Genomic DNA, 22,131 nt, shown 5'->3' on the forward strand with positions numbered 1-22,131 from the left:
GGGGTCAACCTCGCCCGGATCGGGTGAGCTGAGCGGGATCCTCACCGCGACCGACGGGCGGCGCGGCGCTGCCGGCACGCCTGCGGCGGGAAGCGTCGACGCCGGCCCCCGAGGCGGGGACCGGCGTCGCACGGGCGGGGAGGCGTCAGTTGTTGGGATCGTCGGCGCTGATGTCGGCCAGCACCGACTGGGGCTCCCGCTCCACGGCCAGGTCACCCATGGAGACCAGACCGATCAGCCGGCCGTCCTCGACCACCGGCAGCCGGCGTACGGCATACGTCCGCATCAGGTCGGCGGCGGCCACGGCGTCGTCGTACTGACTGACCGTGATCACGTCCTTCGAGGTGATCTGGTCGAGCTGAGCGGTGTTCGGGTCCATGTCCTCCGCGACGCCCCGGACCGTGATGTCCCGGTCCGTGATGATGCCGACTACGTTGTCGCCGTCGCACACCACCACGTCGCCGATGGCGGAATCCCGCATCTCCTGCGCGGCGGCGGCGAGCGTGGCGCTGCCGTCCATGGTCACCACCCGGGTCGTCATGAAGTCTCCGACCGTTGTCATGGCGCCTCCCTCTCGGTGTGGGCAACCCGGTGTCTACCCCACGACCGCAGGCAGTAACGCTCAGTGCTCGGCGGCGACCAGCTCGGCGAGCTGCACGGCATTGAGCGCGGCACCCTTGCGCAGGTTGTCGTTCGCGCAGAACAGGGCCAACCCGTGCGGGACCGTCTCGTCGGCGCGGATCCGGCCCACGAACGTCGGATCCTGCCCGGCCGCCTGCAACGGGGTCGGCACGTCGGAGAGCGCCACGCCCGGCGCGTCGGCGAGCAGCTCGTGGGCCCGCTGCGGGCTGATCGGCCGGGCGAACCGCGCGTTGATCTGGAGCGAGTGCCCGGTGAACACCGGCACCCGGACGCAGGTGCCGGAGACCTTCAGCTCGGGGATCTCCAGGATCTTGCGGCTCTCGTTGCGCAGCTTCTGCTCCTCGTCGGTCTCGGCGGAGCCGTCGTCGACGATCGAGCCGGCCAGCGGCAGCACGTTGAACGCGATCGGCCGGGCGAACGAGCGCGGGGCCGGGAACTCCACCGCCGCACCGTCGAAGGTCAGACCGGACGCGGTCTCCACCACCTTGCGGACCTGCTCGTCCAGCTCGGCCACGCCGGACAGCCCGGCACCGGACACCGCCTGGTACGTCGAGACGACCAGGCCGACCAGTTCCGCCTCGGCGTGCAGCGGACGCAGCACCGGCATCGCGGCCATCGTGGTGCAGTTCGGGTTGGCGATGATGCCCTTGGGGCGGACGGTGGCGGCGTGCGGGTTGACCTCGGCCACCACCAGCGGCACCTCCGGGTCCATCCGGAACGCCGACGAGTTGTCGATGACCACGGCCCCGGCGGCGGCGACCCGGGGCGCCAGCTCCTTGGCGGTGCCCTTGCCCGCCGAGAAGAGGACGATGTCCAGCCCCGAGTAGTCGGCGGTGGTCGCGTCCTCGACCGTGACCTCCTCGCCGCGCCACGGCAGCGTCCGCCCCGCCGACCGCGCCGAGGCGAACAACCGCACCTGCTCCGCCGGGAACTCCCGATCCGCCAACACCTGTCGCATGACGCCACCGACCTGGCCGGTGGCCCCCACAATGCCGATCCTCATGCCCGCGAGGCTACCCAGCGGGCCGGTGGCGGTGGGAACGCTTTCCCACCGCCCGGACCGTCCGATCGCCTGATCAACGCGTGGCGTCGATCACCTCGCCCAGATCCGCCGCCACGAGTTCGTCCCTGATCACCGCCGCGTCGCCCTCGACGACGAGGGTCAGCGACTCCGGGAACAGGTGGGCGGCGGCCGCCGCCGAGACCTCCGCCACGTCGGCGGCGAGCAACGACTCACGCAGCCGGGCGTGGTAGTCGTCCGGCAGGTCGTGCACCACGAGCGTGGTGAGCGCACCGGCGATCGCACGGGGACTCTGCAACTCGACCGAGAGCTGCCCGGCCCGCCAGGACCGGGCCACCGCCAGCTCCTCCTCGGTCACCCCACCGGCCTGGGTACGCGCGATCTCCCCGACCGCGTCCACCAGCGCCGGCGCGGTGACGGCGGTCTGCACGCCGGAACTGACCCCGAACCGGCCGAACCGGCGCGACGAGGCGAAGTCACCCCGGATGCCGTACGTATAGCCGCGTACCTCACGGATCAGGTGGTTCAGCCGGGACGTGAAGGCACCACCGAGCACCGTGCCGGCCAGCGCGATCGGCACGTGGTCCGGGTGGGCCCGGTGCGGCGCCGGATGCCCGAGCCGCAGCGTGGACTGCACCGAACCGGGCCGGTCGACCAGGATCACCCGGCGGCCGGAGCGCAGCGGCACCTCGATCGGCGTGCCCCGGTCCACCGGTCCACCACCGGTGCCGGCGAACGCCGTCGCGGCCAGCGCGTCCAGGTCGAGCCGGTCCAGGTCACCGGCGACGACCAGCGTCCCCGGGCGGATGAACCACTCCGAGTGGAAGACCGTGACGTCCTCGACGTCCAGCCCGGCCACCGAATCCGGGTCGCCGTACATCGGGCGACCCCACCGGGTGTCGCCACCGAACAGGTCGGCGCGCAACGCCGCGTCGGCCCGTGGACCCGGATTCGCCCAGTCCATCCGCAACGCGGTCGCCTCGTCGTCCCGGACCCGGCGTACGTCGTCCGGGTCCAGCCTCGGCGTCCGCACCGCCTCGGCGAGCAACTCCACGGCGGCGCCCAGTCGGTCCACCGGCACCTGCACGCTGGCCTGGAAGGTGTCCCAGTCCAGCCCGGTCACCAACTCGGTGCCGAGCGCCTCGATGGCCAACGCGTACGCGGTGGCGTCCCGCTGGCTGGTGCCCTCCTCCAGGGCCTTGGCCAGGACGCCGCCCAGCCCCTCCTTGCCCACCGGCTCCCGGCCCGCGCCCGCGTCGAGCAGCAGCAACGCGACGGCCAGGTTCTGCCCGGGCAGGTGCGCGGCGACGACCTGCCCGCCCGCCACGCTCCGACGCACCACCTGCGGGAACCGGTACGGACGGGCCGCACCCGGTCCCGGACGATCGGCAATCAACGTCACTGGGCTTTCCTTTCGTTCGCGACTGCGGGGCTCGCGCACACCAGGCCACGGCCACCAACCGGTCCGCGCCGCTCACTCCTCGCGCTCACCGGGCTTTCCTTTCGTTCGCGACTGCGGGGCTCGCGCACACCAGGCCACGGCCACCAACCGGTCCGCGCCGCTCACTCCTCGCGCTCACCGGTTGTCCTCCGGAACGTAGGTCAGAGTCGCCCGGTCGGCGGGGGCGAGCACGTCGGCGGCGACCTCGGCGATCTGCTCGGCGGTCACCGCGAGCCAGCCCGGCAGCCGATCGGCGAGCACCCGGGGGTCACCGAACTGGGTGGTGTACCGGCCCAACGCGTCGGCCCGACCGTCCACCGTGGACATCTGCCGCCACCAGGCGGTGGTCAGCAGCGCCTTGGCGCGGTCCAGCTCGGCGGCGGTGACCGGCACGGTGGTCAGCTCGTCGATCACCTCGGCCAGCCCGGCGGCCAGTCGCTCGGCGTCCACGCCGGGACGGGCGGTGGCGGTGGCGATCAGCGGTGCCGGCGCGTGCGCCAGGTCCACCCCGTACGCCCCGACCAGATCCGGCTGGGCGATCCGCTCACCGTCGGCGAGGCGCTGGTAGAGGCGACTGCCCCGACCGCTGCCGAGCACGGTGGCGAGCACCGTCACCACGTCGTACCCGGGGGTGCCGAAGGGGTGCGTGCGGTGCGCGACGTACACCCGGGGCGCCGGAACGTCCGCGACCACCGTCTCCCCCACCGGCTCGCCGCTACCGGCGACGACCAGGCCGTCCGGGGCGGAGGGGATCTCCGGCCGGGGCGGGATGGCGCCGAAGTACTTCTCGGCCAGCGCGGTGACCTCGTCGACGGTCGTGTCACCGACCACGGTCAGCACCGCGTTGTTCGGTGCGTAGTACGTCCGGTGGAACGCCTGGAAGGTGGCCAGGTCGGCGGCGTTCAGGTCGGCCATCGAGCCGATGGTGGCGTGATGATACGGATGGCCCGGCGGATAGAGCAGCGGCAGCAGGCGCAGCCAGGCGTCGCCGTACGGCACGTTCTCGTAGCGCTGACGGCGCTCGTTCTTGACCACGTCCCGCTGGTTGTCCAGCGTCTCCTGGGTCAGCGCCGGCACCAGGCCGCCCATCCGGTCGGCCTCCAGCCACAGCGCCAGTTCGAGGTGCTCGGCCGGGACCGTCTCGAAGTAGTTCGTGCGGTCCGGGTTGGTGGTGGCGTTGAGCGAACCCCCCGCGCCCTGCACCAACTTCATGTGTTCGGTCTTGGCGACGTTCACCGAGCCCTCGAACATCAGGTGCTCGAAGAGGTGTGCGAAACCGGTCTGTCCGGCCGGCTCGTGCCGCGAGCCGACGTCGTACCAGAGGTTGACCGCGACCGCCGGGGCGGTGCGGTCCTCGCTGACCACCACGCGCAGGCCGTTGTCCAGTCGGGTCGTCGAGATGGGCCAGGGATAACCGCTGTCGGGCATGGCCCCGACGCTATCCGATCTCCCGGCCCGGGCGGGGGTGGGACGCGGCGCCCGTGTCGCGGGCGTCCGCGTCCCGACACGGTCAGTCCGGCGGCTCGATCGGGGTCACCGTCTGCTCCGAGGTACGCCGTTCCAGGACGGTGTCCGGTGCGGCGTTGCGGTCGGCCTCGCGGAGGTCCGACTCGGTCAGGATCGCGTCGGCCTGGGCCTGGGGGTCGTCGCTGCCGACCGCCGCCTCCTCCGGCAGCAGGTGGGCCCGCGACTCGATCCGCTCCTGGTCGCTCTGCGCGTTCGTCATGCCGGTTCCTTACCCCCACCCCGTTGCTCACACGCGTGTAAGGAAGGGCCCCTTACTAACGCCTCGTGTCGTACCCGGGTCCCCTCCTTGCATCTCAGGCGCGGAACGGCCCACGGACCTCGTAGGTGATACCGCCCGAGGAGGACCCGCTGGCGCCGCGCTGCGAGGAGAAGTAGAACCGGGTGCCGTCGGGCGAGAAGGCCGGCCCGCAGATCTCCGAGGAGGACTGGCCGGTGATCCGTAGGAACGGCGCCACCACCTCGTCCGGAGTGATCACGCAGATCTCCATGGTGCCGCCGTCCTCGGCGACGTAGAGATCACCCGAGCGGGCACCGGTGATGTTGTCCACCCCGGTCAGCGGTGCGGTGCCGGAGACCAGCGAGTCGTCGTACGCCAGGTCGATCCGCTGCCGGACCGCGTCGTACGCCCAGACCCGGTTGTCGCCCTTCGTGGTGAACCAGCAGGTGCCGTCGGCGTACCAGCAGCCCTCTCCACCGTTGAAGCCCTTGGCGCCGGAGACCTGGCGGCGGGTGAGCGTGCTCGACGCCGCCGGGTCGGGCACCCGCGCCCAGGTGATCGGGCCACTGGTGCCGCTGCCGGCGACCAGCACCTCCAGCGTGCCGGTGGAGAGGTCGCCCCAGTTCGTCGGCCGGAAACGGTAGAAGCAGCCGTCGGTCTCGTCCTCGGTCAGATAGATCACCCGCCGGTCCGGGTCGCAGGCGGCGGCCTCGTGCCTGAAGCGGCCCATCGCCGCCCGCCGCACCGCCGTGGTGCCGCCCTGCGGGTACGTCTCGTAGACGTACCCGCGGCTCACCTCCTCGCAGGAGAGCCAGGTGCCCCACCCGGTGGCGCCCCCGGCGCAGTTCTGGTTGGTGCCGGAGAGGAGCCGGTACGCCGACGCGACGCTTCCGTCGGCGTGGAACCGGACCGCCGAGGCCCCGCCGCCCGGTGTGATCTCAGAGTTCGAGACGTAGATCCAGCCGGTGCCGGCGGCGAAACAGGCGCCGCCGTCGGGAGCGTCGTGCCAGACGTATGACGTGCCGGGCACCGCCTGACGGGACCGGGCGATCACCCGGCTGGTGAATCCGGTCGGCAGCATGATGCCGTTGGCGTCGGCGGTGCGCAGCGGACCGTACGGGCCGGCACCGGGTTGAGCAGGGGCGGCGACGGCAGCGCCGGCCCAGAGACCGCCGGAGAAGGCGGCGGCGCCACCGGCGACGGCGGTACGCAGAACGGTACGACGATCCATCGGAACCCCTCGGGAGACGTCTGTCGGTCGCGCCGAAACTACCGAGCGTTTCATCGACGAGGGTGAACATGAGGCGAGGCTTCGGCGACGAGAAGGTGAGCATCCGCGCACCGTCAGGTACTCTTACCGCCGTGACGCGGTCGTATCGATGGTTTAGGCAGCCGGCTCGGCCGGTGACCTCACCATGATCTGACGTCACCGAATTCGAGCCGGCCGGGCAGGAGCTTTCGTTCCTGCCCTTTCGCGTACGAGCAGCCGGCTCGACCCGGGCACCGGCCCCGGGTGCGGTCGGCGAAAGGATGCCCACCGTGACGACCCCGGAGAACCACCGGGTCATCGACCAGCGGATCGACCGCGTCGTGCCGCTGACCACCCCGGCTCTGCTGCTGCACGAGTTGCCCCTGGACGCCGGCCTCACCTCGGCCGTGCTGTCCGGGCGACGCGCCGTCGGGCAGGTCCTCGACCGTGCCGACGACCGCCTGCTGGTGGTGGTCGGGCCGTGCTCGGTGCACGACCCCGCCGCCGCCCTGGACTACGCGCACCGGCTGCGCGAGGCGGCCGACCGGGTCTCGGACGACCTGTTGGTGGTGATGCGGGTCTACTTCGAGAAGCCGCGTTCCACGGTGGGCTGGAAGGGCCTGATCAACGACCCGGGGCTGGACGGTTCCGGTGACGTGAACACCGGCCTGCGGCTGGCCCGGGCGCTGCTGCTCGACGTGCTGCGCCTGGGGCTGCCGGTGGGCTGCGAGTTCCTCGACCCGATCACCCCGCAGTACATCGCCGACACGGTGGCGTGGGGTGCGATCGGGGCGCGCACGGTGGAGAGCCAGGTGCACCGCCAGCTCGCCTCCGGCCTCTCCATGCCGATCGGCATGAAGAACCGCCCCGACGGCAGCATCTCCACCGCGGTGGACGCGATCCGGGCGGCCGGCGTACCGCACGTCTTCCCCGGCATCGACGTCTCCGGCACCCCGGCGATCATGCACACCCGGGGCAACGCGGACGGCCACCTGGTGCTGCGCGGCGGTGGCGGTCGGCCCAACTACGACGCCGAGTCGGTCGCCGGCGCGCTGGAGCTGCTGCGGGCCGCCGGCCTGCCGGAGCGGCTGGTGGTGGACGCCAGCCACGCCAACAGCGGCAAGGACCACCGCAACCAGCCCACCGTGGCCGCCGACGTGGCCGCGCAGATCGCCGCCGGCCAGCAGGGCATCGTCGGGATCATGCTGGAGAGCTTCCTGGAGCCCGGCCGGCAGGACCTGGACCCGACCCGCGAGCTGACCTACGGGCAGTCCGTGACCGACGCCTGCATCGGCTGGGACAGCACCGACGAGGTGCTCGACGCACTGGCCACCGCCGTCCGCACCCGCCGCGCCCACCACTCGCAGACCCTGCCCACTCCCGCCTGACCTGCTCCCGTCGATCGGAGGTCGGCGTGCGGCGCGACCAGCGAGAACGCCGCCGACCTCATGATCGCCACGGATACAGGGGGAGTTTGGCCGGGTGGGGTGGGGGTAGGTGGCGGACGTGACCGATGACGTACCCGTGACCGGGGCACCCGTGGTGCCCACGGCACCGACGACCGAGGCGCGGCTGCCCGACGCCATCCTGGCCGACGTGCCCGTGGTCGACACCGCGGGCATCGACCCGGCCGTCACCGACCTGCCCGGTACGGCTGCCGCCGTACCCGACGAGGTGGAGACGGAGGAGGTGGAGACCCGGCCGCTCGTCGATCTGCTCGACGACCTCTACCACGGTCAGGAGCGGATCAGTCAGGTGGACATCTACCGGCGGGCGGTCGCCGCGGAGTTGCCGGCGCAGCTGCTCTCCCGGCTCAACGCGCTGCCCCAGGGCGAGTACGCGGTCGACGAGGTGACCGACCTGCTGGGTGGTACGGCGGGGTGACGTCCGGCGCCGACCCGGCCGGTGCCGGCGACGAGAAGAGGAACACGATGTCGCAGCCCGAGGAAGACCAGGACGACCGGATGCCCGCGCTCGGCCAACCCCCGGAGGGCACCGACACCCTCCCCGAGCCGGACTTCGCCAACGAGCACGACCGCACGGCCGTGGACCGGGACATCATCACCGGCGACGACGAGGGCGAACGCGAACCGGAGTCGCCGCGCGGCTGGTCCGGCATGCAGCGCTGACACGACCGGCGTGCGGCGCTGACGCACGCGCACGGAGAGGCCCGGTGTCCCGGCGGCACACGCCACCGGAGGGACACCGGGCCCACGTCACTCCTTGTGGTCGCCCTCGGCACCTCGCTGCGCCATCGCGTACGCCATCTGGAGGAAGTCCGACGCGGTCACCGCGGTCAGGGCGGTGGCCACCAGTCGGGTCAGCCTCGGCGTGAGCACCAGCGCACCGGTGAACCCGGTGGCCACCCAGACCGCCAGGCAGAACGGGCAACTCAGCAGTTCACCTATGGCGTGCCGGGTGGAGCTGCCGGAGTCGCGTACCTGCTCCATCACCTCGCCGCTGCCGATCGGCCGGTCGTACTGCGTGAACGGCGCCCGCAACGGACTGGTCACCGCGTCCTTGGACAGCAGCCGGCTGAGCTTGTGGGTGGCGATGGCCAGGAGCACGACGTCGGACGTGGCGGGCCGCTCCGGCACCGGGCGGCCGGTCGCCTTGACCAGTCCGGCGATGGCACCGGTCACCGCGGCGTAGGTGCCCATCGCCGCCAGGTAACCGCCCAGCGGGCGGTGCTCGTGCGGGGCGTACGCCTGACGCAACCGCGCCACCTTCTGCTTCAGCTCGCTCACCCGGCCTCCTTCGTCTCACGCGGGGGTGAGCCGTCCCGGCCGGGACGGCCCAGATCGCCGCCCGGACTCCGGGCGGCTCTGGTCGGTGTTTCGGCGGGTCAGCCGGCCTGGAGGTTGTCGTCCACCTCGCGGGCCAGCTTGGTGAGGGCCTCGTCGGCGAGCCGGTCGGTCTCGGCACCGCCGCCGGAGATGTCCAGGCGGACCCGGGCACCACCGGCGTCGACCGGCTCCACCCGCAGCTCGGCCCACCAGTCGGTGCCGTGGCCCGCCCACCGGGCCCGCATCCGGTCGCCGTCGCCCTGGTCGGACGAGTCGCCGGTGCGCAGGGGTTCGGGCAGCCAGGCGGCGACCCGGTCGGGATCGGTCGCGGTGTTGAAGACGACCTCGGGGGGCGCGGACACACCGCGTTCGGCGTACGCCATCACGCGTCCCGCAGCCGGCTCGGGTCGACCTCCCGCCCGGGGTGCCGGGCGAGGTACTCGGTCTCGAGTTCGGCGGTGCGCCGCAGGTGGTTGGCCAACGCCGAGTCGGTGGCGTGGCGCAAGGTGTCCAGGCGGGTGCGGTGCAGGCTCTGCACCTCACGGATCAGGTCGTCCTCGCTCAGCTCGGCCGGGTCGACGCCGGGCAGGTCCCCGTCGAGCGGGCCGGCTGTCGTCCGGTCCTCGCCCCACTCGGGGATCCGCTGCTCGGGGCTCACCTCGGTGCCACCGCCGGGAAACCCGTCCGATCGTCCTGATCCGGTCATCTCGCGCCCCCTCGTCCGTGCTGGGCTGGCATCTGTACGGTTGCCCACGCCGGGTGCGGCCAAACCAGCGCGGCCACTACGACACCGCGTCGGAGAGCGGAGCCGCTCCCGGTACCCTCGTTGCCATGAAGCGGCTCTGGACCCCGGCGTGGATCGCCCGCCACGTGGCCCTGGTCGTGCTGGTCACCACCTTCCTCAGCCTCGGCTGGTGGCAGGTCAGCCGGGCCGCCGCCGGCAACGCCATCAGTTGGGGTTACGCCGTGGAGTGGCCGATCTTCGCGGGTTTCGTGGTCTTCGTGTGGTGGCGCGAGGTGCGCCACACGCTGCGGGAGCAGCCGACCGCCGAGTCCGGCGACAGCACGGGAGCGCCCGACACCTCGACGGCGCCCGACACCTCGGCCGGCGGCGACCAGGCCGGAGTGATCGCCGGTACGCCGGAGGCGGACCGGCCGCGATCCGGATTCCGCCGCCCGGTACGGGTGGCCCGCGCCACCGCCGTCGAGGAGGTCTCCGACGACGCGGACCTGGCCGCCTACAACCGCTACCTGTCATGGTTGAACGCCAATCCGGGCGCCAAGCCCGGTGACTACCCCGGCTGAGCCCGGGCCGGAAGGACTGACGGACGTGCGCGCTGCCCTCACCCGCTACCGCGTGATCGCCTGGATCGTCGGCGTGGTGCTGATCCTGCTCGTCGTGATCGGCATGCCGCTCAAGTACGGCTTCGACAACCCGATCCTGGTGGAGACCGTCGGCCAGGCGCACGGCTTCCTCTACATGCTCTACCTGGTCGCCGCGTTCGACCTGTCCCGGCGGGTCAACTGGCCGCTCAAGCGGATGGTCCTGGTGATGCTGGCCGGCACCGTGCCGTTCGTCTCCTTCTGGGCCGAGCGCCGGGTGAGCGCGTTGTACCTGGCCGAGCAGCGGGAGCGGGAGCAGCAGACGCCGGAGCCGGTGGCCGGCTGACCACCCGCCCCGCGCGGCGGGCTCTCACCGGCCCGGTCGCCACGGGTCGGCGGTCGCCATCGGGTCCTCCCACCCGCCGTAGCTGTGCATCTCCCGGGCCCGGCGCAACGCCCGGCTCACCTGGCCGAACTGCTGCTCGTCGTCGCTGCTGAACAGCAGTTCCTCACGATCGCCGCGACGTCCCCACAGCTCGTACGGCGGCGGGCGCCAGCGGTCCCCGGCCGCCGCGAGCAGCACCGGCACCAGGAAGACCGCCCCCAGCAGCAGGTACGCCTCGGCGGTGAGCCGGTGCAGTCCCCCGGTGAAGCCGAGCACCAGGCCGATGCCACCGATCACCACGGCGGAGACCAGTACGGCCCGGGCCGCCACCGGGTCGTGATCCCCCCGGGTGGTGTGCAGATGGGTCAGCTCGGCGACCCGCCAGCTGCTGCGCCCGACGGTGAACCGGTCGGCGGTGACGACGATCCCGGGTCGGGCGTAGAGCAGCCGTTGGCTCCGACGGGCACCCCCGGGCGCGGAGCGTGGTGGTCGTGTCCTCGCACCATCCGGATTCACGGCACCTCCTCCCCCACCACCGGGCACCGCCGGACCGGTCACCGATCCTCGGTGCCGGGCTGACGGGAATCCCGGCTGTGCGCCCATTGTCTGCCGGACGCGCCAGCCTCACCGGCCTGTTTCCGGTGGTCACGCCGCTTCCTCGGCCCGCCAATGCCGGAAAGAGCCGCCCAAGTCCGTCTTATCGGTTATAGCGCCGAGGCATCCGACGTCATATGCCGAGAGCGACCAGTACGGCATCTGCCCAGATAACCCTACATACCCCCTTAGGGTGAATCAGATTCGCCACACGCTCCTCACATGTCCCGACAATCCCTGCCGGTAACTCTGTTCCCGTACTACCTTGGGCAGGTCGGCCCGGTCGACCGCCGTCCACCCGGACGGCACCGGGTCGGTGCCGTCGCGGAGCGTCAGCAGGCCCGCGCCGGCCCTGGGAGAGGAGCATCGAGCTCTTGTCGTCCCTGACGAACACGCTGCGCGCTCTGGCCGTGGCCGCCTGCTCGCTGGCGCTTGTCGCGCCCGCCACGGTGGCCCGAGCCGAGCCGTCGACCGCCGAGTTGACCCGGCGGATCGACAAGTCCTCCGCCGAACTCCAGGACGTGGTGGAGTCACACAACGAGCTGCGCGAAAAGATCAAGGACAACCGGACCGCTGTCGACCGGTTGCAGGAGCGGATCGGTCCGCTGGAGCAGCAGGCCGAACAGAGCCGGGCGGACGTCGGCCAGATGGCCGTGACCGCGTACAAGACCGGCAACCTCGGCGCCGCCGAGGCCCTGCTGCGCACCGACGACTCGACGTCCATGCTCGACCGGCTCGGCACGCTGGACCACCTGACCCGGCAACGCCAGGCGACCGTGGCCAGCTACACCGCCGACCAGCAGCGGCTGCTCGACGAGAAGACCCGGCTGGACGTCACGCTCAGCCGACAGGCCGCACAGTCCCGGGAGTTGGCCGCCGCGAAACGGCGGATCGAGCGGGACCTGGCCAAGCTCTACGAGATGCGCCGGCAGGCGTACGGCCGGGCGACCGAACGCCCGACCAGCAACTCCGGCGGCGCCGACAACGCGCCCTCGGTCTCCGGGCAGGCCGGTGTGGCCGTCCGGTTCGCCTACGGCGCGCTCGGCAAGCCGTACGCCTGGGGGCAGGACGGGCCGAACGGCTACGACTGCTCCGGGTTGACCTCGGCCGCCTGGCGGGCCGCGGGCAAGTCCCTGCCACACAACACCCGGATGCAGTGGGGCAAGGTGGCACAAATCAGCCGTGGCGAGCTACGCCCCGGCGACCTGGTCTTCTATCGCAGCCTCGGGCACGTGGCGATCTACGTGGGCGACGGTCAGGTGATCCACGCCCCCACGTTCGGCCGCAACGTGGAGAAACGTGCCGTCGACCTGATGCCCCCGTACGGCTACGGACGGGTGCGCTGAGTCGACGGTTCGGCGCGCCCGCAGACGGTGAACGGCCGGCGTCCCCCTATCGGACGCCGGCCGTTCGCCGTCATTGATACCAGCTCAGGCGGCCTGTAGGCCCTCCGCGCGAGCCAGCTCGCGCAGGCGCCCGAGCGCCTGGATCTCCAACTGCCGGATCCGCTCCCGGGAGAGCGAGAACCGCGAGGCCACCTCGGTGAGCGAGTGCTCCCGACCGTCCTCCAGCCCGTAGCGGGCCCGCATGATCCCGGCCGAACGGTCGTCGAGGTGGTTGAGCAACCCCTCGATCCGCTGCCGCTCCAGCCCGGTGAGCACGATCTCCTCCGGCGACGGCGCGTCGCTGTCGGCAACCAGGTCACCCAGGTTGGTGTCGCCGTCGTCGCCGACCGGCGTGTCCAGCGACACGGTGTCCTGCGACCAACGGACCAGCTCGTTGACCCGCTCGACGGTCACGCCGAGCGCCGCGGCGATCTGCTCCGGCTCCGGGTCGCCGCCCAACTCGCGGGTGAGCTGGCGAGCCACGTTGCGCATCCGGTTGACGTCCTCCACCAGGTGCACCGGCAGCCGCACGGTGCGCTCCTGCTGGGCGATGGCCCGGCTGATCGCCTGGCGGATCCACCAGGTCGCGTAGGTGGAGAACTTGTAGCCGCGCTCGTAGTCGAACTTCTCGACCGCCCGGACCAGACCGGTGTTGCCCTCCTGGATCAGGTCCAGCATGGGCATCCCGGAGCGGACGTAACGGCGGGCGATCGACACGACGAGCCGGAGGTTGGCCCGGATGAACAGGTCCTTTGCCCGCTCGCCCTCGGCGACCAGCCGGGCCAGGTCGTCCCGGGTGGCACCGTCGGGAATCCGGTCCTCACCGAGCAGGTGCTCGGCATAGAGGCCGGCCTCGATCGCCTTGGAGAGATCGACCTCCTTGGCGGCGTCCAGCAGTGGCGTCCGGGAGATCTCGTGCAGGTAGACTCCGACCAGGTCGCGCTCCTCGGCGACCTCGTCGGTGCGCATTCCGATGTTCTTGTCCACGTTGCCCACGGTCCCCTCGCTCGCGCCGGTTGCCCGGTTCCTTGCCATCCCCACGCCCATCGGCCCTCCCCGCGCCTTCCGCTGTGCCCACCGGAGCCGGCATCTACACAACAGATGAGACGTGTCAGGGATTCCTTGTCGTGGGTCGAAAGTGTCACGAATGCCTGATAATCCGCTGAGAGCGCGGTCCACGTTTGCTGTCAGCACCCTGCCTGACTGGGGTCGGCAGGCACCTCGTGAGGTCGACGGATCGACGGATCGCCGTCCGTCCCGGTCCATGGCAACACTGCCCGGCCGACCGACACAGCGACCCGGGTCACCGCCGTGCTGCGATCCTGGTCACTGGCTGATACGCGTACGCGGACCAGTCGGTTCATCCACGCCGGTGGTAATACCCCACGCCCAGATGAACAATCCGTGCCCCGCTTCTATGCCCGGCCCGTCGGGCGCCCGTGGGCGTGTCGGATTCAGGACGCGAGGAGCGCGAGCGCACCGCGTACCTGGTCGGCGGAACGCGCCAGAGCCGCCCGCGCGGTCGGCGCCCCCACCCCCGAGACGAGGCTGACCAGGGCGGTCTTCAGATCGCCGTCCGCCTCGTCGAGGGCCTGCCGGGCCCGCTCCTCGGCACAGCCGGTCGCCTCGACCAGGATCGAGAGCATTCGCCCCCGGAGCTTCGCGTTGGTCGCCACCATGTCGATCATCAGGTTCGAGTAGACCCGGCCCAGCCGCACCATGACCGCGGTGGAGAAGCTGTTCAGCACGATCTTCTGGGCCGTGCCCGCCTTCATCCGGGTCGACCCGGCGACCACCTCCGGCCCGGTGTCCAGGCCGATGAAGACGTCCACCGACCGGGCGGCCGGAGCGTCCGGGTTCGCGCAGAGCAGCACCGTCGAGGCGCCCTCGGTCCGGGACGCGGCGAGCGCCCCGAGGACGTACGGGGTGCGACCGCTGGCGGTGAGACCGACCACCACGTCACCGCTACGTACGCAGTCGGCCGCCTCGGCCACGCCTCGGTTGTCGTCGTCCTCGGCGTCCTCCACCGCCCGCCACACGGCGTCCGGTCCGCCGGCCACGTGGGCGCAGAACCAGTGGCGGGGTGAGTTGAAGGTGGGGGCCAGCTCGGCGGCGTCCAGCACGCCCAGCCGCCCCGAGGTGCCGGCCCCGAAGTAGTGCACCCGGCATCCACCGCGCAGCGCCGTGACGGCGAGGTCGACGCTCTCGGCGATCCGGTCGAGGGCGGCGGCCACCGCGGCCGGTACTCGCCGGTCGGCTTCGTTGATCACGGCCAGCACGTCCCGGGTGGACATCAGGTCCAGATCGACGCTGAGGGGGTTGCGCCGCTCGGTCGGCGCACCGACCCGGATCGTCGGGCGGACGGCGACCGGGGCCACCGCGTCGGGCTCCACCGCACCGGCGGTCATGCCCGCCTCCGGGCGGACCCGACCCGGTGGGACCGGACCGCCTCGGCGGTCGCCTCCAGCGCCTTGCGGGCCCGGGGACGGTTGCGCGCGGCCACCCCGACGAAAAGGCAGTCGACCACGGTGAGCTGGGCGATCCGGCTGGCGGTGGCGCCGGAACGGTACGTCGTCTCCCGGGCGGCGGTGGTCAGGATGTGGTCGGCGACGTCGGTCACCGGCGAGCGCGGGAAGTTGGTCAGCACCACCGTGGTGGCACCTCGGCCCCGCGCCTGCTCCAGCACCTCCACCACGTCCGACGTGGTGCCGGTGTGCGAGATGCCGACCGCGACGTCGCCCCGGCCGAGCAGGGCCGCCGAGGTCAACGCGGTGTGCACGTCCGGGAAGTAGAAGGCGGTCCGACCGATACGGTGCAGCTTCTGCTGGAAGTCCGAGGCCACGAATCCGCTCGCCCCGGCACCGTAGATGTCGATCCGTCCGGCGGCGACGATGGCGTCCACCACCCGCTCGCAGACCGCCGGGTCGAGTTGCTCGGCGGTCTCCTCGACGGCACGGGCGTCGTTGAACGCGATGGTCGCGATGATCTGGGCGAAGTCGGCCCCGGGCGGGATGTCACCGCCCACCACCCGCGCGTCCGGCGGTTCGATCCGCCGGGCCGCCTCGGCGGCGAGCCGGATCCGCAGTTGCGGGTAGCCGTCCATACCGACCGAGCGGCAGAACCGGATGACGGTGGCCTCCGATGTCTGGGCGGTGGTGGCGAGGTCGGTGATGGTGCGCCGGGCCGCGTCGGCGGGGTCGGCGACCACCAGCCGGGCGACGCGCTGCTCGGCCGGTGACAGCGACGGGAGCAGGCCGCTGATGTGGACGATCAGTCCACCCGGCTCCTGACTCGCGGAAATCTTCGGACTCTTCCCCACGTATGAAACTTACTTTCACACGCCGTGAGCGTCAACCACGCCGCGCCCGCCCGACGGACGACACGTAGCGGGCGCACGACCACAGCCTGCCACCCGTCCGAAGGGGCCCGCCTCCTCCGGCGGGCCGGGTCCGGCCGGTCGGGTGGGGCCGACCGGGGGCCGACCGGACGGCGGCACTAGCGTGAAGCCATGACGCGACGCAGTGTGCTGGTCACCGGGGGCACGGGCGGGCTGGGCGGGGCGGTTACCGCCGCGTTCGCCGAGGCGGGCTGGCGGGTGGTCGCGCCGCACCGCGACCGGTCGACGCCGGAGGCCGACCCCGAGGGCGACGCACCGGTCCGACCCGTCGCGGACCTCACCGACCCGCAGGACGTCGCCCGCGCCGTCGAGGTGGCCGCCGGCGACCCCGACGCGCCGTTGCGCGCCGTGGTCAACCTGGTCGGCGGGTACGCCAGCGGTGGCCTGGTGCACGAGACCCCGATCGAGGAGTTCGAGCGGATGCTCACCCTCAACCTGCGCCCGACCCACCTGGTGACCCGGGCGGCCCTGCCGCACCTGGTCGCGGCCGGCGGCGGCGCGGTGGTGTGCGTGGCGGCCCGGGCGGCCCTCGCGCCGTTCCCCGGGGTGGCCGGCTACGTGACCGCCAAGGCCGCCGTGCTCGGTTTCGCCTCGGCTGTGGCGGTGGAGTACAAGGCTGCGGGCGTGCGCTGCAACACGGTGCTGCCCAGCGTCATCGACACGCCTTCCAACCGGACCGCGATGCCCGACGCCGACCACTCTCGCTGGGTGGTCCCCGCCGAGATCGCCTCGGTGATCCGCTTTCTGGCCTCCGACGATTCCGCGCCGACCAGCGGCGCCGCGGTGCCGGTCTACGGCCGGGCCTGAATCGCGACCGGCCCGGTCGCCCACGGCAGGGCCTGGATCGGGACCAGCGCGGTCGCCGGACCGGGCAGCCACGGCCTGACCCGCCGTGGACCCGGCTCGTCCGGCTCGTCGTCGGCGGGAAGCCATGCGGCGAGATGGTCACGGATCTCGCGGGCCACCAGGTCCGCCGGCCGGTCCCCGTCGACCGGTACGAAGCCCGGCGACTCCGGCAGGGTGCGGTAGGCGAGGTCGGCGGCGGTCAGGTAGGGCAGGCTCTCCTGGTCGGTGCCGCGCCGCTCGATCCGCCGGTACGCCTCGGACGGCGGCACCGTCAACAGGAACGTCACCTGCGGCTGCGGGAAGACCCGGTACGCGGCCCGGACCAGCCGCTCCCAGCGCTGGCCCCCGTGTGCCCGCAGGCTCGCGTACTGGCATGCGGCGTACCGGTCCATCACCGCCACCCGGCCGGTGCACAGGCTGCCGAGCAGGGCCATGGCGATGGCGAGCCAGCGCAGCACGGACTCCAGCAGCAGCATGCCGTCGCGCCCGACCAGTCCCTGGGCGTCCGGTCGGCCGAGCCGGTGCGCGGCTCGCCCCAACCAGAGACGCCCCCCGGCGTTGCGGTGATAGGTGGCCGGGTGGCCGGCCGCGGTGAGCGCCTCGGCGAGCCGGTGCGCCTGAGTGGTCTTGCCCGAGCCGTCCACGCCGATCAGGGCCACGGTGCGCAGTCGGGCCGTGCCGCACCGAATACCCGTCGATCTGGCCACTCTCGACAGGATATCCGAGCCCCGCATCACGGCCGGGAGGTTCATCCCGTTATGTGGTTGATCGCGCCCTTACCCGCGCCGCACAGGTGTGGGCGACCGGATTGCCGGGTACCGATCCGGCATCCCACCGGTAGCACTGAACGAGTTCGACGGGAGAGGCGACATGGCCGAGCGCGACGACGAGACTCTCCTGCACACACTGAAGAAGGTCGCCGCCGTGCTCAAGCAGTCGGACATTCCGTTCGCACTCGGCGGCAGCTTCGCCGTGTACGCGCACGGCGGTCACTCCAGCGAGCACGACGTCGACTTCCTCATCCGTGAGCCCGACGTCGAAGCCGCCCTGGAGGCGCTGGTGGCGGCCGGGTTCACCGCCGAGCGGCCCCCGGAGGACTGGCTGGTCAAGGTCTACGACGGCGGCCGGATGGTGGACCTGATCCACCGCCCGATCGAGACCCCGGTGACCGAGGAGACCTTCGCCGACACGGTCGTGCGGCCGGTCGACGCCATCCACATGCCGGTGCTGTCCGCCTCACAGTTGATGGTGCACAAACTGCTCAGCTTCTCCCAGCACTACTGCGACTTCGCGCGAGGGCTGCCGCTGGCCCGGTCGCTGCGGGAGCAGATCGACTGGGAACGGGTACGCAAGGAGACGCAGCACTCGCCGTACGCGGAGGCGTTCCTGGTGCTGCTGGACAGGCTGGACGTCGTGCCCGACGGCGGCACGGCCGACGGGAGGGGAACACCGTGACCACGTACCGCGACCCCGGCGCCGGGCCGCCGGACGAGTACGTCGAGGCGGAGATCCACCGGCTGCTCGCCGAGGATCCCGCCGTCGCCGAGCAGGGCATCTCCGTGATCCGTACGGAACGCGGTCTGGTGCTCCGGGGTGAGGTGGAGAGCGCCCACCGGCGGGAGGAGATCCTGCGCCGGGTGGCCGAGCGCTTCCCCGAGGAGCCGGTCACCAGCGACATCGGGGTGATCCGCACGCAGGCGCCCACTGAGATCGAGCAACTGCCCTGAGGAGGCGCGATGGCTATCCGGATCGCCGCGGTGGGCGACGTACACGTGGACGAGGATGTGGTCGGCCGTTTCCGGCCGGCCCTGGAGGAACTGCCGGACAAGGCCGACGCGCTGCTGCTCGCCGGTGACCTGACCCGGCACGGCACCGAGGCGGAGGCCCGGTGCGTGGCACGGGAGTTCGGCGGGCTGGGGGTACCGGTCATCGCCGTACTCGGCAACCACGACCACCAGTGCGACCAGGTGCCGCAGGTGGTCGGCGCGTTGCAGGAGGCGGGGATCATCGTGCTGGAGGGCGACGGCGTGGTGCTGGACTGCGCCGGCGGCCGACTCGGCGTCGCCGGGGTGAAGGGCTTCGGCGGCGGGTTCGCCGGTCGGTGCGCCAGCGACTTCGGCGAACCGGAGATGAAGGCGTTCGTCCGCACCACGACCGAGAGCGCGGACCGGCTGAGTGCCGCGCTGCGCTCACTGGACTGCGACACGTTGGTGGCGTTGACCCACTATTCGCCGGTGCCGGACACGCTGGCCGGGGAGCCGCTGGAGATCTACCCGTTCCTGGGCTGCTACCAGCTCGGGCAGGCGGTCGACTCGGCACCCACCGCGCTGGCCCTGCACGGGCACGCGCACCACGGCTCGGAGCGCGGCACGACGCCGGGCGGGGTGCGCGTCCGCAACGTCGCACACCCGGTGATCAAGCAGGCGTACAGCGTCTTCCATCTGGGTGAAGACCTTGATCAGCCGCAGGTTTCCGGAGTCGGAGTGGGGGGTATTCAGCAAACATGGAGCTGATTCTCTGGATTCTCGCAGTCGTACTGGTGGTCTCCGGCATCCTCGCGCTGTTCCGCCGGCAGATCCTGTGGGGCATCGTCCTCATCGTTGTTGGCCTGCTCGTGGGCCCGGGTGGTGTGAGCATCTTCAGTTGACGTGGCGGCGCAACGCGTCGCCTGTCCCGGACCCGCCGGGGTCGTCGTGACCGGAACTCCGTCCTCCCGACAGGAGTCACCGGCCACGGCGACCCCGGCGTGCTTGCGTCCGGGCCCGGTCCGCGTCGCGGGCCGCGGATACCGCCGATCCACCGAGGCGGAAGCCCGCCCTGCCGGTGGGGTTTGCCGGCCTGACCGACGGAGAAGCAGGTGAGCATGCGAACGAGTGCGAGCGACACCCGGCGAGGCGGCGCCCGGCAGTGGTGGGCGTTGGCCGGGTTCGCGGCGGCGGTCATCGCGGCAGCGGTCATCGGCAACCTGGCCGCCGTCGGCGCTGCGGACGAGTACCGCAGCGTCGAGCAGCCCTCCTGGGCACCCCCGTCCTGGTTGTTCGGCCCGGTCTGGACGCTGCTGTACGTGACCATCGCGCTGGCCGGCTGGCTCGTCTGGCGCCGGGTCGGTTTCGGCCCGGCCGTGCTCGCCTGGGTGGTACAGCTGGCGCTCAACGCCGCCTGGACCCCGCTGTTCTTCGGTGCCGGGCGGTACGGCCTGGCCTTCGCGGAGATCGTGCTGCTGTGGTTGGCGATCGGCGTGACCGTCCTGCTGTTCCGGCGGGTCAGCACCGCGGCGGCCGTCCTGCTGCTGCCCTACTGGGCCTGGGTGACCTTCGCGGCGGCGCTGAACTACTCGATCTGGCAACTCAACGGCTGACCCGCCCGACGGCCCCTGCCGACCAGACGGGCGGATCGCCCCGATCAGCAGCAGGCCACGTCCGGCACCCTTCGCGATCGTGCCGAGGCAGCCATCCGCATCCGCGCACCGACCGCCCGTGTTGATCAAGAAGTTTGGTCACGGAGCGGGACGACTCAGGGTGCAAACTTCTTGGTCAACTCCTGCGGACCCGACCCGTTGAGGGTGCGGTCGACCGTCGACGTGGGTCGGCCGTCGGGAATAGGTCGACCGGCGGCGGGTCGCCCTGTCACAGTGCACCGGGTATTGGGAGTGGGGCGGCGGCAGCAGGTCGCGCCATGACAATCGGCGGCCCTTGGGAGTGGGGCGGGCGTGAGCGTGGGCTTGTCCGGGGGGTGGTCCGTCGGGCCTGGAGGTCGGGGACGCCGATCGACGAGGGTGATCGCCGACGCTGGGAGCGCACCCACGCAGCGACGACAGGTTTCCGGATTGTTACTCGGTCGTGTCCGTCCCAGGGCTGGACCGCGCGAGATGCAAGCGCTTACATGTGAAAACGCCCATCGGACCGGCGCCAGGTCACCGGATGCGATCCCGGCCGGCGCCGGCTAGGAAGGAGGACGGCATGGCAGTCTTTGCCAGGCCACGCCAGGCCCTCGTGATCGCCGGCGCGCTCGGACTGGCGCTCGGCGCCACCGCCTGCGGCACCGGCAGCAGCACCAGTAGCGGCAACAACACCAACGCCGATTCCGCCGAGTGTGCCCCGTACGAGAAGTACCAGGGCCACGACGGCAAGAAGGTGTCGATCTACTCGTCGATCCGGGACATCGAGGCCGACCGGCTGGACGAGTCGTGGAAGCAGTTCGAAGAGTGCACCGGCATCGAGATCAACCACGAGGGCAGTGGTGAGTTCGAGGCGCAGCTGCCCGTACGCGTCGACGGCGGCAACGCCCCCGACCTGGCGTTCATCCCCCAGCCCGGTCTGATCCAGCGGTTCGCCGAGCGGGACCAGATCAAGGCCGCCGGCGCCGAGACCAAGGCGATGGCCGAGGAGAACTACCCGGCCGACTGGCTGACGTACAGCACGGTCAACGGCACCTTCTACGGCGCGCCGCTCGGCTCGAACGTGAAGTCCTTCGTCTGGTACTCGCCGAAGATGTTCCAGGAGAAGGGCTGGGCCGTCCCGACCACCTGGGACGAGATGATCAAGCTCAGCGACACGATCGCGGACAGCGGCACCAAGCCGTGGTGCGCCGGGATCGAGTCCGGCGAGGCCACCGGCTGGCCGGCCACCGACTGGATCGAAGACCTGATGCTGCGTACGCAGACTCCCGAGGTCTACGACCAGTGGACCAAGCACGAGATCCCGTTCAACGACCCCCGGGTCGCCGAGGCGCTCGACCGCGCCGGCACCATCCTGAAGAACGAGAAGTACGTCAACGGCGGCTTCGGCGGGGTGCGCAGCATCGCCACCACCTCCTTCCAGGAGGCGGGCGTTCCGATCACGGCCGGCAAGTGCGCGCTGCACCGGCAGGCCTCGTTCTACGCCAACCAGTGGCCGCAGGGCACGCGGGTGGCCGAGGACGGCGACGTGTTCGCGTTCTACTTCCCGGCCATCGACCCGGCCAAGGGCAAGCCGGTCCTGGGCGGCGGCGAGTTCGTGACGGCGTTCAGCGACCGTCCCGAGGTGCAGGCGGTGCAGACGTACCTCGCCTCCGGTGAGCACGCCAACAGCCGCGCGAAGATCGGCGACTGGGTGTCGGCCAACAACAAGCTCGACCTGGCCAACGTCGCGAACCCGATCGACAAGCTGTCCGTGGAGCTTCTCCAGGACGACAGCTCGGTCTTCCGCTTCGACGGGTCCGACCTGATGCCGGCGGCCGTCGGCAACGGCACCTTCTGGAAGGGCATGGTCGAGTGGATCAACGGGCGGGACACCGCCACGGTCCTCCAGGGCATCGAGAGCAGCTGGCCCAAGTAAGTC

27 protein-coding genes are annotated in these 22,131 nt (G+C 71.7%); 13 read left to right on the top strand and 14 right to left on the bottom strand.

Features of this window, described 5'->3' with window-relative positions; translation table 11 throughout:
* Positions 1-145: 145 nt before the first annotated feature.
* From HUT12_RS26305 to HUT12_RS26330, 6 genes are all read right to left on the bottom strand, one after another.
* Positions 146-562, bottom strand: coding sequence for a CBS domain-containing protein (locus HUT12_RS26305; RefSeq protein ID WP_131051738.1), 417 nt, complete (start codon positions 560-562; stop codon positions 146-148).
* Positions 563-622: 60 nt separating this feature from the next.
* On the bottom strand, positions 623-1,645 hold the full coding sequence (locus HUT12_RS26310) for an aspartate-semialdehyde dehydrogenase (RefSeq protein WP_176095065.1): 1,023 nt from the start codon (positions 1,643-1,645) through the stop codon (positions 623-625).
* A 73-nt stretch (positions 1,646-1,718) separates the two neighbouring features.
* Entirely contained in the window at positions 1,719-3,065 is a 1,347-nt protein-coding gene (locus tag HUT12_RS26315) for a pitrilysin family protein (protein WP_176095066.1), read from the bottom strand.
* A 174-nt stretch (positions 3,066-3,239) separates the two neighbouring features.
* The gene (locus tag HUT12_RS26320; protein ID WP_131051735.1) at positions 3,240-4,532 is read right to left on the bottom strand and encodes a pitrilysin family protein; all 1,293 of its coding nucleotides are present in this window, start codon (positions 4,530-4,532) and stop codon (positions 3,240-3,242) included.
* Positions 4,533-4,614: 82 nt separating this feature from the next.
* Positions 4,615-4,830, bottom strand: a complete 216-nt coding sequence (locus HUT12_RS26325; protein WP_131051734.1) for a hypothetical protein — start codon at positions 4,828-4,830, stop codon at positions 4,615-4,617.
* 94 nt (positions 4,831-4,924) lie between these two features.
* Positions 4,925-6,079: an alkaline phosphatase PhoX gene (locus HUT12_RS26330; RefSeq protein ID WP_176095067.1), complete on the bottom strand. Its 1,155-nt coding sequence runs from the start codon at positions 6,077-6,079 to the stop codon at positions 4,925-4,927.
* A 299-nt stretch (positions 6,080-6,378) separates the two neighbouring features.
* On the opposite strand from HUT12_RS26330, the gene HUT12_RS26335 reads away from it, so the two are divergent.
* From HUT12_RS26335 to HUT12_RS26345, 3 genes are all read left to right on the top strand, one after another.
* Positions 6,379-7,485, top strand: coding sequence for a 3-deoxy-7-phosphoheptulonate synthase (locus HUT12_RS26335; RefSeq protein ID WP_131051732.1), 1,107 nt, complete (start codon positions 6,379-6,381; stop codon positions 7,483-7,485).
* A gap of 253 nt (positions 7,486-7,738) precedes the next feature.
* Complete coding sequence (locus tag HUT12_RS26340; RefSeq protein ID WP_176095989.1) at positions 7,739-7,981, top strand: hypothetical protein; 243 nt, start codon at positions 7,739-7,741, stop codon at positions 7,979-7,981.
* 47 nt (positions 7,982-8,028) lie between these two features.
* A complete protein-coding gene (locus HUT12_RS26345; RefSeq protein WP_131051755.1) occupies positions 8,029-8,226 on the top strand; it encodes a hypothetical protein in 198 nt (65 codons plus the stop codon).
* An 87-nt stretch (positions 8,227-8,313) separates the two neighbouring features.
* Here HUT12_RS26345 and HUT12_RS26350 read toward each other — a convergent pair whose 3' ends face one another.
* The 3 genes from HUT12_RS26350 to HUT12_RS26360 form a co-directional block, all read right to left on the bottom strand.
* Entirely contained in the window at positions 8,314-8,844 is a 531-nt protein-coding gene (locus HUT12_RS26350; RefSeq protein ID WP_131051731.1) for a DUF1360 domain-containing protein, read from the bottom strand.
* Between the two features lie 98 nt (positions 8,845-8,942).
* Entirely contained in the window at positions 8,943-9,266 is a 324-nt protein-coding gene (locus tag HUT12_RS26355; protein ID WP_131051730.1) for an SRPBCC family protein, read from the bottom strand.
* A complete protein-coding gene (locus tag HUT12_RS26360) occupies positions 9,266-9,589 on the bottom strand; it encodes a DUF6158 family protein (RefSeq protein WP_131051729.1) in 324 nt (107 codons plus the stop codon). Before HUT12_RS26360 ends, HUT12_RS26355 begins: the two co-directional genes overlap by 1 nt.
* 125 nt (positions 9,590-9,714) lie before the next feature.
* Here HUT12_RS26360 and HUT12_RS26365 point away from each other — a divergent pair, with 125 nt between their 5' ends.
* The gene (locus tag HUT12_RS26365) at positions 9,715-10,188 is read left to right on the top strand and encodes a hypothetical protein (RefSeq protein WP_131051728.1); all 474 of its coding nucleotides are present in this window, start codon (positions 9,715-9,717) and stop codon (positions 10,186-10,188) included.
* A 25-nt stretch (positions 10,189-10,213) separates the two neighbouring features.
* Positions 10,214-10,552 carry a DUF3817 domain-containing protein gene (locus tag HUT12_RS26370; RefSeq protein ID WP_131051727.1) on the top strand — a complete coding sequence of 113 codons (339 nt, stop codon included), beginning with the start codon at positions 10,214-10,216 and terminating at the stop codon, positions 10,550-10,552.
* A gap of 24 nt (positions 10,553-10,576) precedes the next feature.
* Here HUT12_RS26370 and HUT12_RS26375 read toward each other — a convergent pair whose 3' ends face one another.
* Positions 10,577-11,107 carry a DUF6232 family protein gene (locus tag HUT12_RS26375; protein ID WP_176095068.1) on the bottom strand — a complete coding sequence of 177 codons (531 nt, stop codon included), beginning with the start codon at positions 11,105-11,107 and terminating at the stop codon, positions 10,577-10,579.
* 452 nt (positions 11,108-11,559) lie between these two features.
* Here HUT12_RS26375 and HUT12_RS26380 point away from each other — a divergent pair, with 452 nt between their 5' ends.
* Positions 11,560-12,531, top strand: coding sequence for a C40 family peptidase (locus tag HUT12_RS26380; RefSeq protein WP_131051726.1), 972 nt, complete (start codon positions 11,560-11,562; stop codon positions 12,529-12,531).
* A gap of 84 nt (positions 12,532-12,615) precedes the next feature.
* Here the strand turns inward: HUT12_RS26380 and HUT12_RS26385 are convergent, their stop codons facing one another.
* The 3 genes from HUT12_RS26385 to HUT12_RS26395 form a co-directional block, all read right to left on the bottom strand.
* The gene (locus HUT12_RS26385; RefSeq protein WP_176095990.1) at positions 12,616-13,605 is read right to left on the bottom strand and encodes an RNA polymerase sigma factor RpoD/SigA; all 990 of its coding nucleotides are present in this window, start codon (positions 13,603-13,605) and stop codon (positions 12,616-12,618) included.
* A 419-nt stretch (positions 13,606-14,024) separates the two neighbouring features.
* On the bottom strand, positions 14,025-14,978 hold the full coding sequence (locus HUT12_RS26390) for an N-acetylmuramic acid 6-phosphate etherase (protein ID WP_131051753.1): 954 nt from the start codon (positions 14,976-14,978) through the stop codon (positions 14,025-14,027).
* Positions 14,975-15,889 carry a MurR/RpiR family transcriptional regulator gene (locus tag HUT12_RS26395; protein WP_131057883.1) on the bottom strand — a complete coding sequence of 305 codons (915 nt, stop codon included), beginning with the start codon at positions 15,887-15,889 and terminating at the stop codon, positions 14,975-14,977. Before HUT12_RS26395 ends, HUT12_RS26390 begins: the two co-directional genes overlap by 4 nt.
* Positions 15,890-16,078: 189 nt before the next feature.
* On the opposite strand from HUT12_RS26395, the gene HUT12_RS26400 reads away from it, so the two are divergent.
* Positions 16,079-16,774 carry an SDR family NAD(P)-dependent oxidoreductase gene (locus tag HUT12_RS26400; protein WP_176095069.1) on the top strand — a complete coding sequence of 232 codons (696 nt, stop codon included), beginning with the start codon at positions 16,079-16,081 and terminating at the stop codon, positions 16,772-16,774.
* On the opposite strand, the gene HUT12_RS26405 is transcribed toward HUT12_RS26400, so the two are convergent.
* Positions 16,759-17,547, bottom strand: coding sequence for a dTMP kinase (locus HUT12_RS26405; protein WP_131053601.1), 789 nt, complete (start codon positions 17,545-17,547; stop codon positions 16,759-16,761). The genes HUT12_RS26400 and HUT12_RS26405 overlap by 16 nt on opposite strands.
* A gap of 94 nt (positions 17,548-17,641) precedes the next feature.
* Between HUT12_RS26405 and HUT12_RS26410 the strand changes: the two genes are divergently transcribed.
* From HUT12_RS26410 to HUT12_RS26435, 6 genes are all read left to right on the top strand, one after another.
* Entirely contained in the window at positions 17,642-18,268 is a 627-nt protein-coding gene (locus HUT12_RS26410) for a nucleotidyltransferase (RefSeq protein ID WP_255446618.1), read from the top strand.
* Positions 18,265-18,540: a hypothetical protein gene (locus tag HUT12_RS26415; protein ID WP_176095070.1), complete on the top strand. Its 276-nt coding sequence runs from the start codon at positions 18,265-18,267 to the stop codon at positions 18,538-18,540. The genes HUT12_RS26410 and HUT12_RS26415 overlap by 4 nt, the downstream gene beginning before the upstream one ends.
* Before the next feature lie 9 nt (positions 18,541-18,549).
* Positions 18,550-19,326: a metallophosphoesterase gene (locus HUT12_RS26420; protein ID WP_176095071.1), complete on the top strand. Its 777-nt coding sequence runs from the start codon at positions 18,550-18,552 to the stop codon at positions 19,324-19,326.
* Positions 19,317-19,460, top strand: coding sequence for a GPGG-motif small membrane protein (locus HUT12_RS26425; protein WP_162854360.1), 144 nt, complete (start codon positions 19,317-19,319; stop codon positions 19,458-19,460). Before HUT12_RS26420 ends, HUT12_RS26425 begins: the two co-directional genes overlap by 10 nt.
* A gap of 216 nt (positions 19,461-19,676) precedes the next feature.
* Positions 19,677-20,171, top strand: coding sequence for a TspO/MBR family protein (locus HUT12_RS26430; protein WP_176095072.1), 495 nt, complete (start codon positions 19,677-19,679; stop codon positions 20,169-20,171).
* A 601-nt stretch (positions 20,172-20,772) separates the two neighbouring features.
* On the top strand, positions 20,773-22,128 hold the full coding sequence (locus HUT12_RS26435; protein WP_131053596.1) for an ABC transporter substrate-binding protein: 1,356 nt from the start codon (positions 20,773-20,775) through the stop codon (positions 22,126-22,128).
* Positions 22,129-22,131: the final 3 nt, after the last annotated feature.

Source organism: Verrucosispora sp. NA02020 (genome assembly GCF_013364215.1).
GTDB lineage: Bacteria > Actinomycetota > Actinomycetes > Mycobacteriales > Micromonosporaceae > Micromonospora.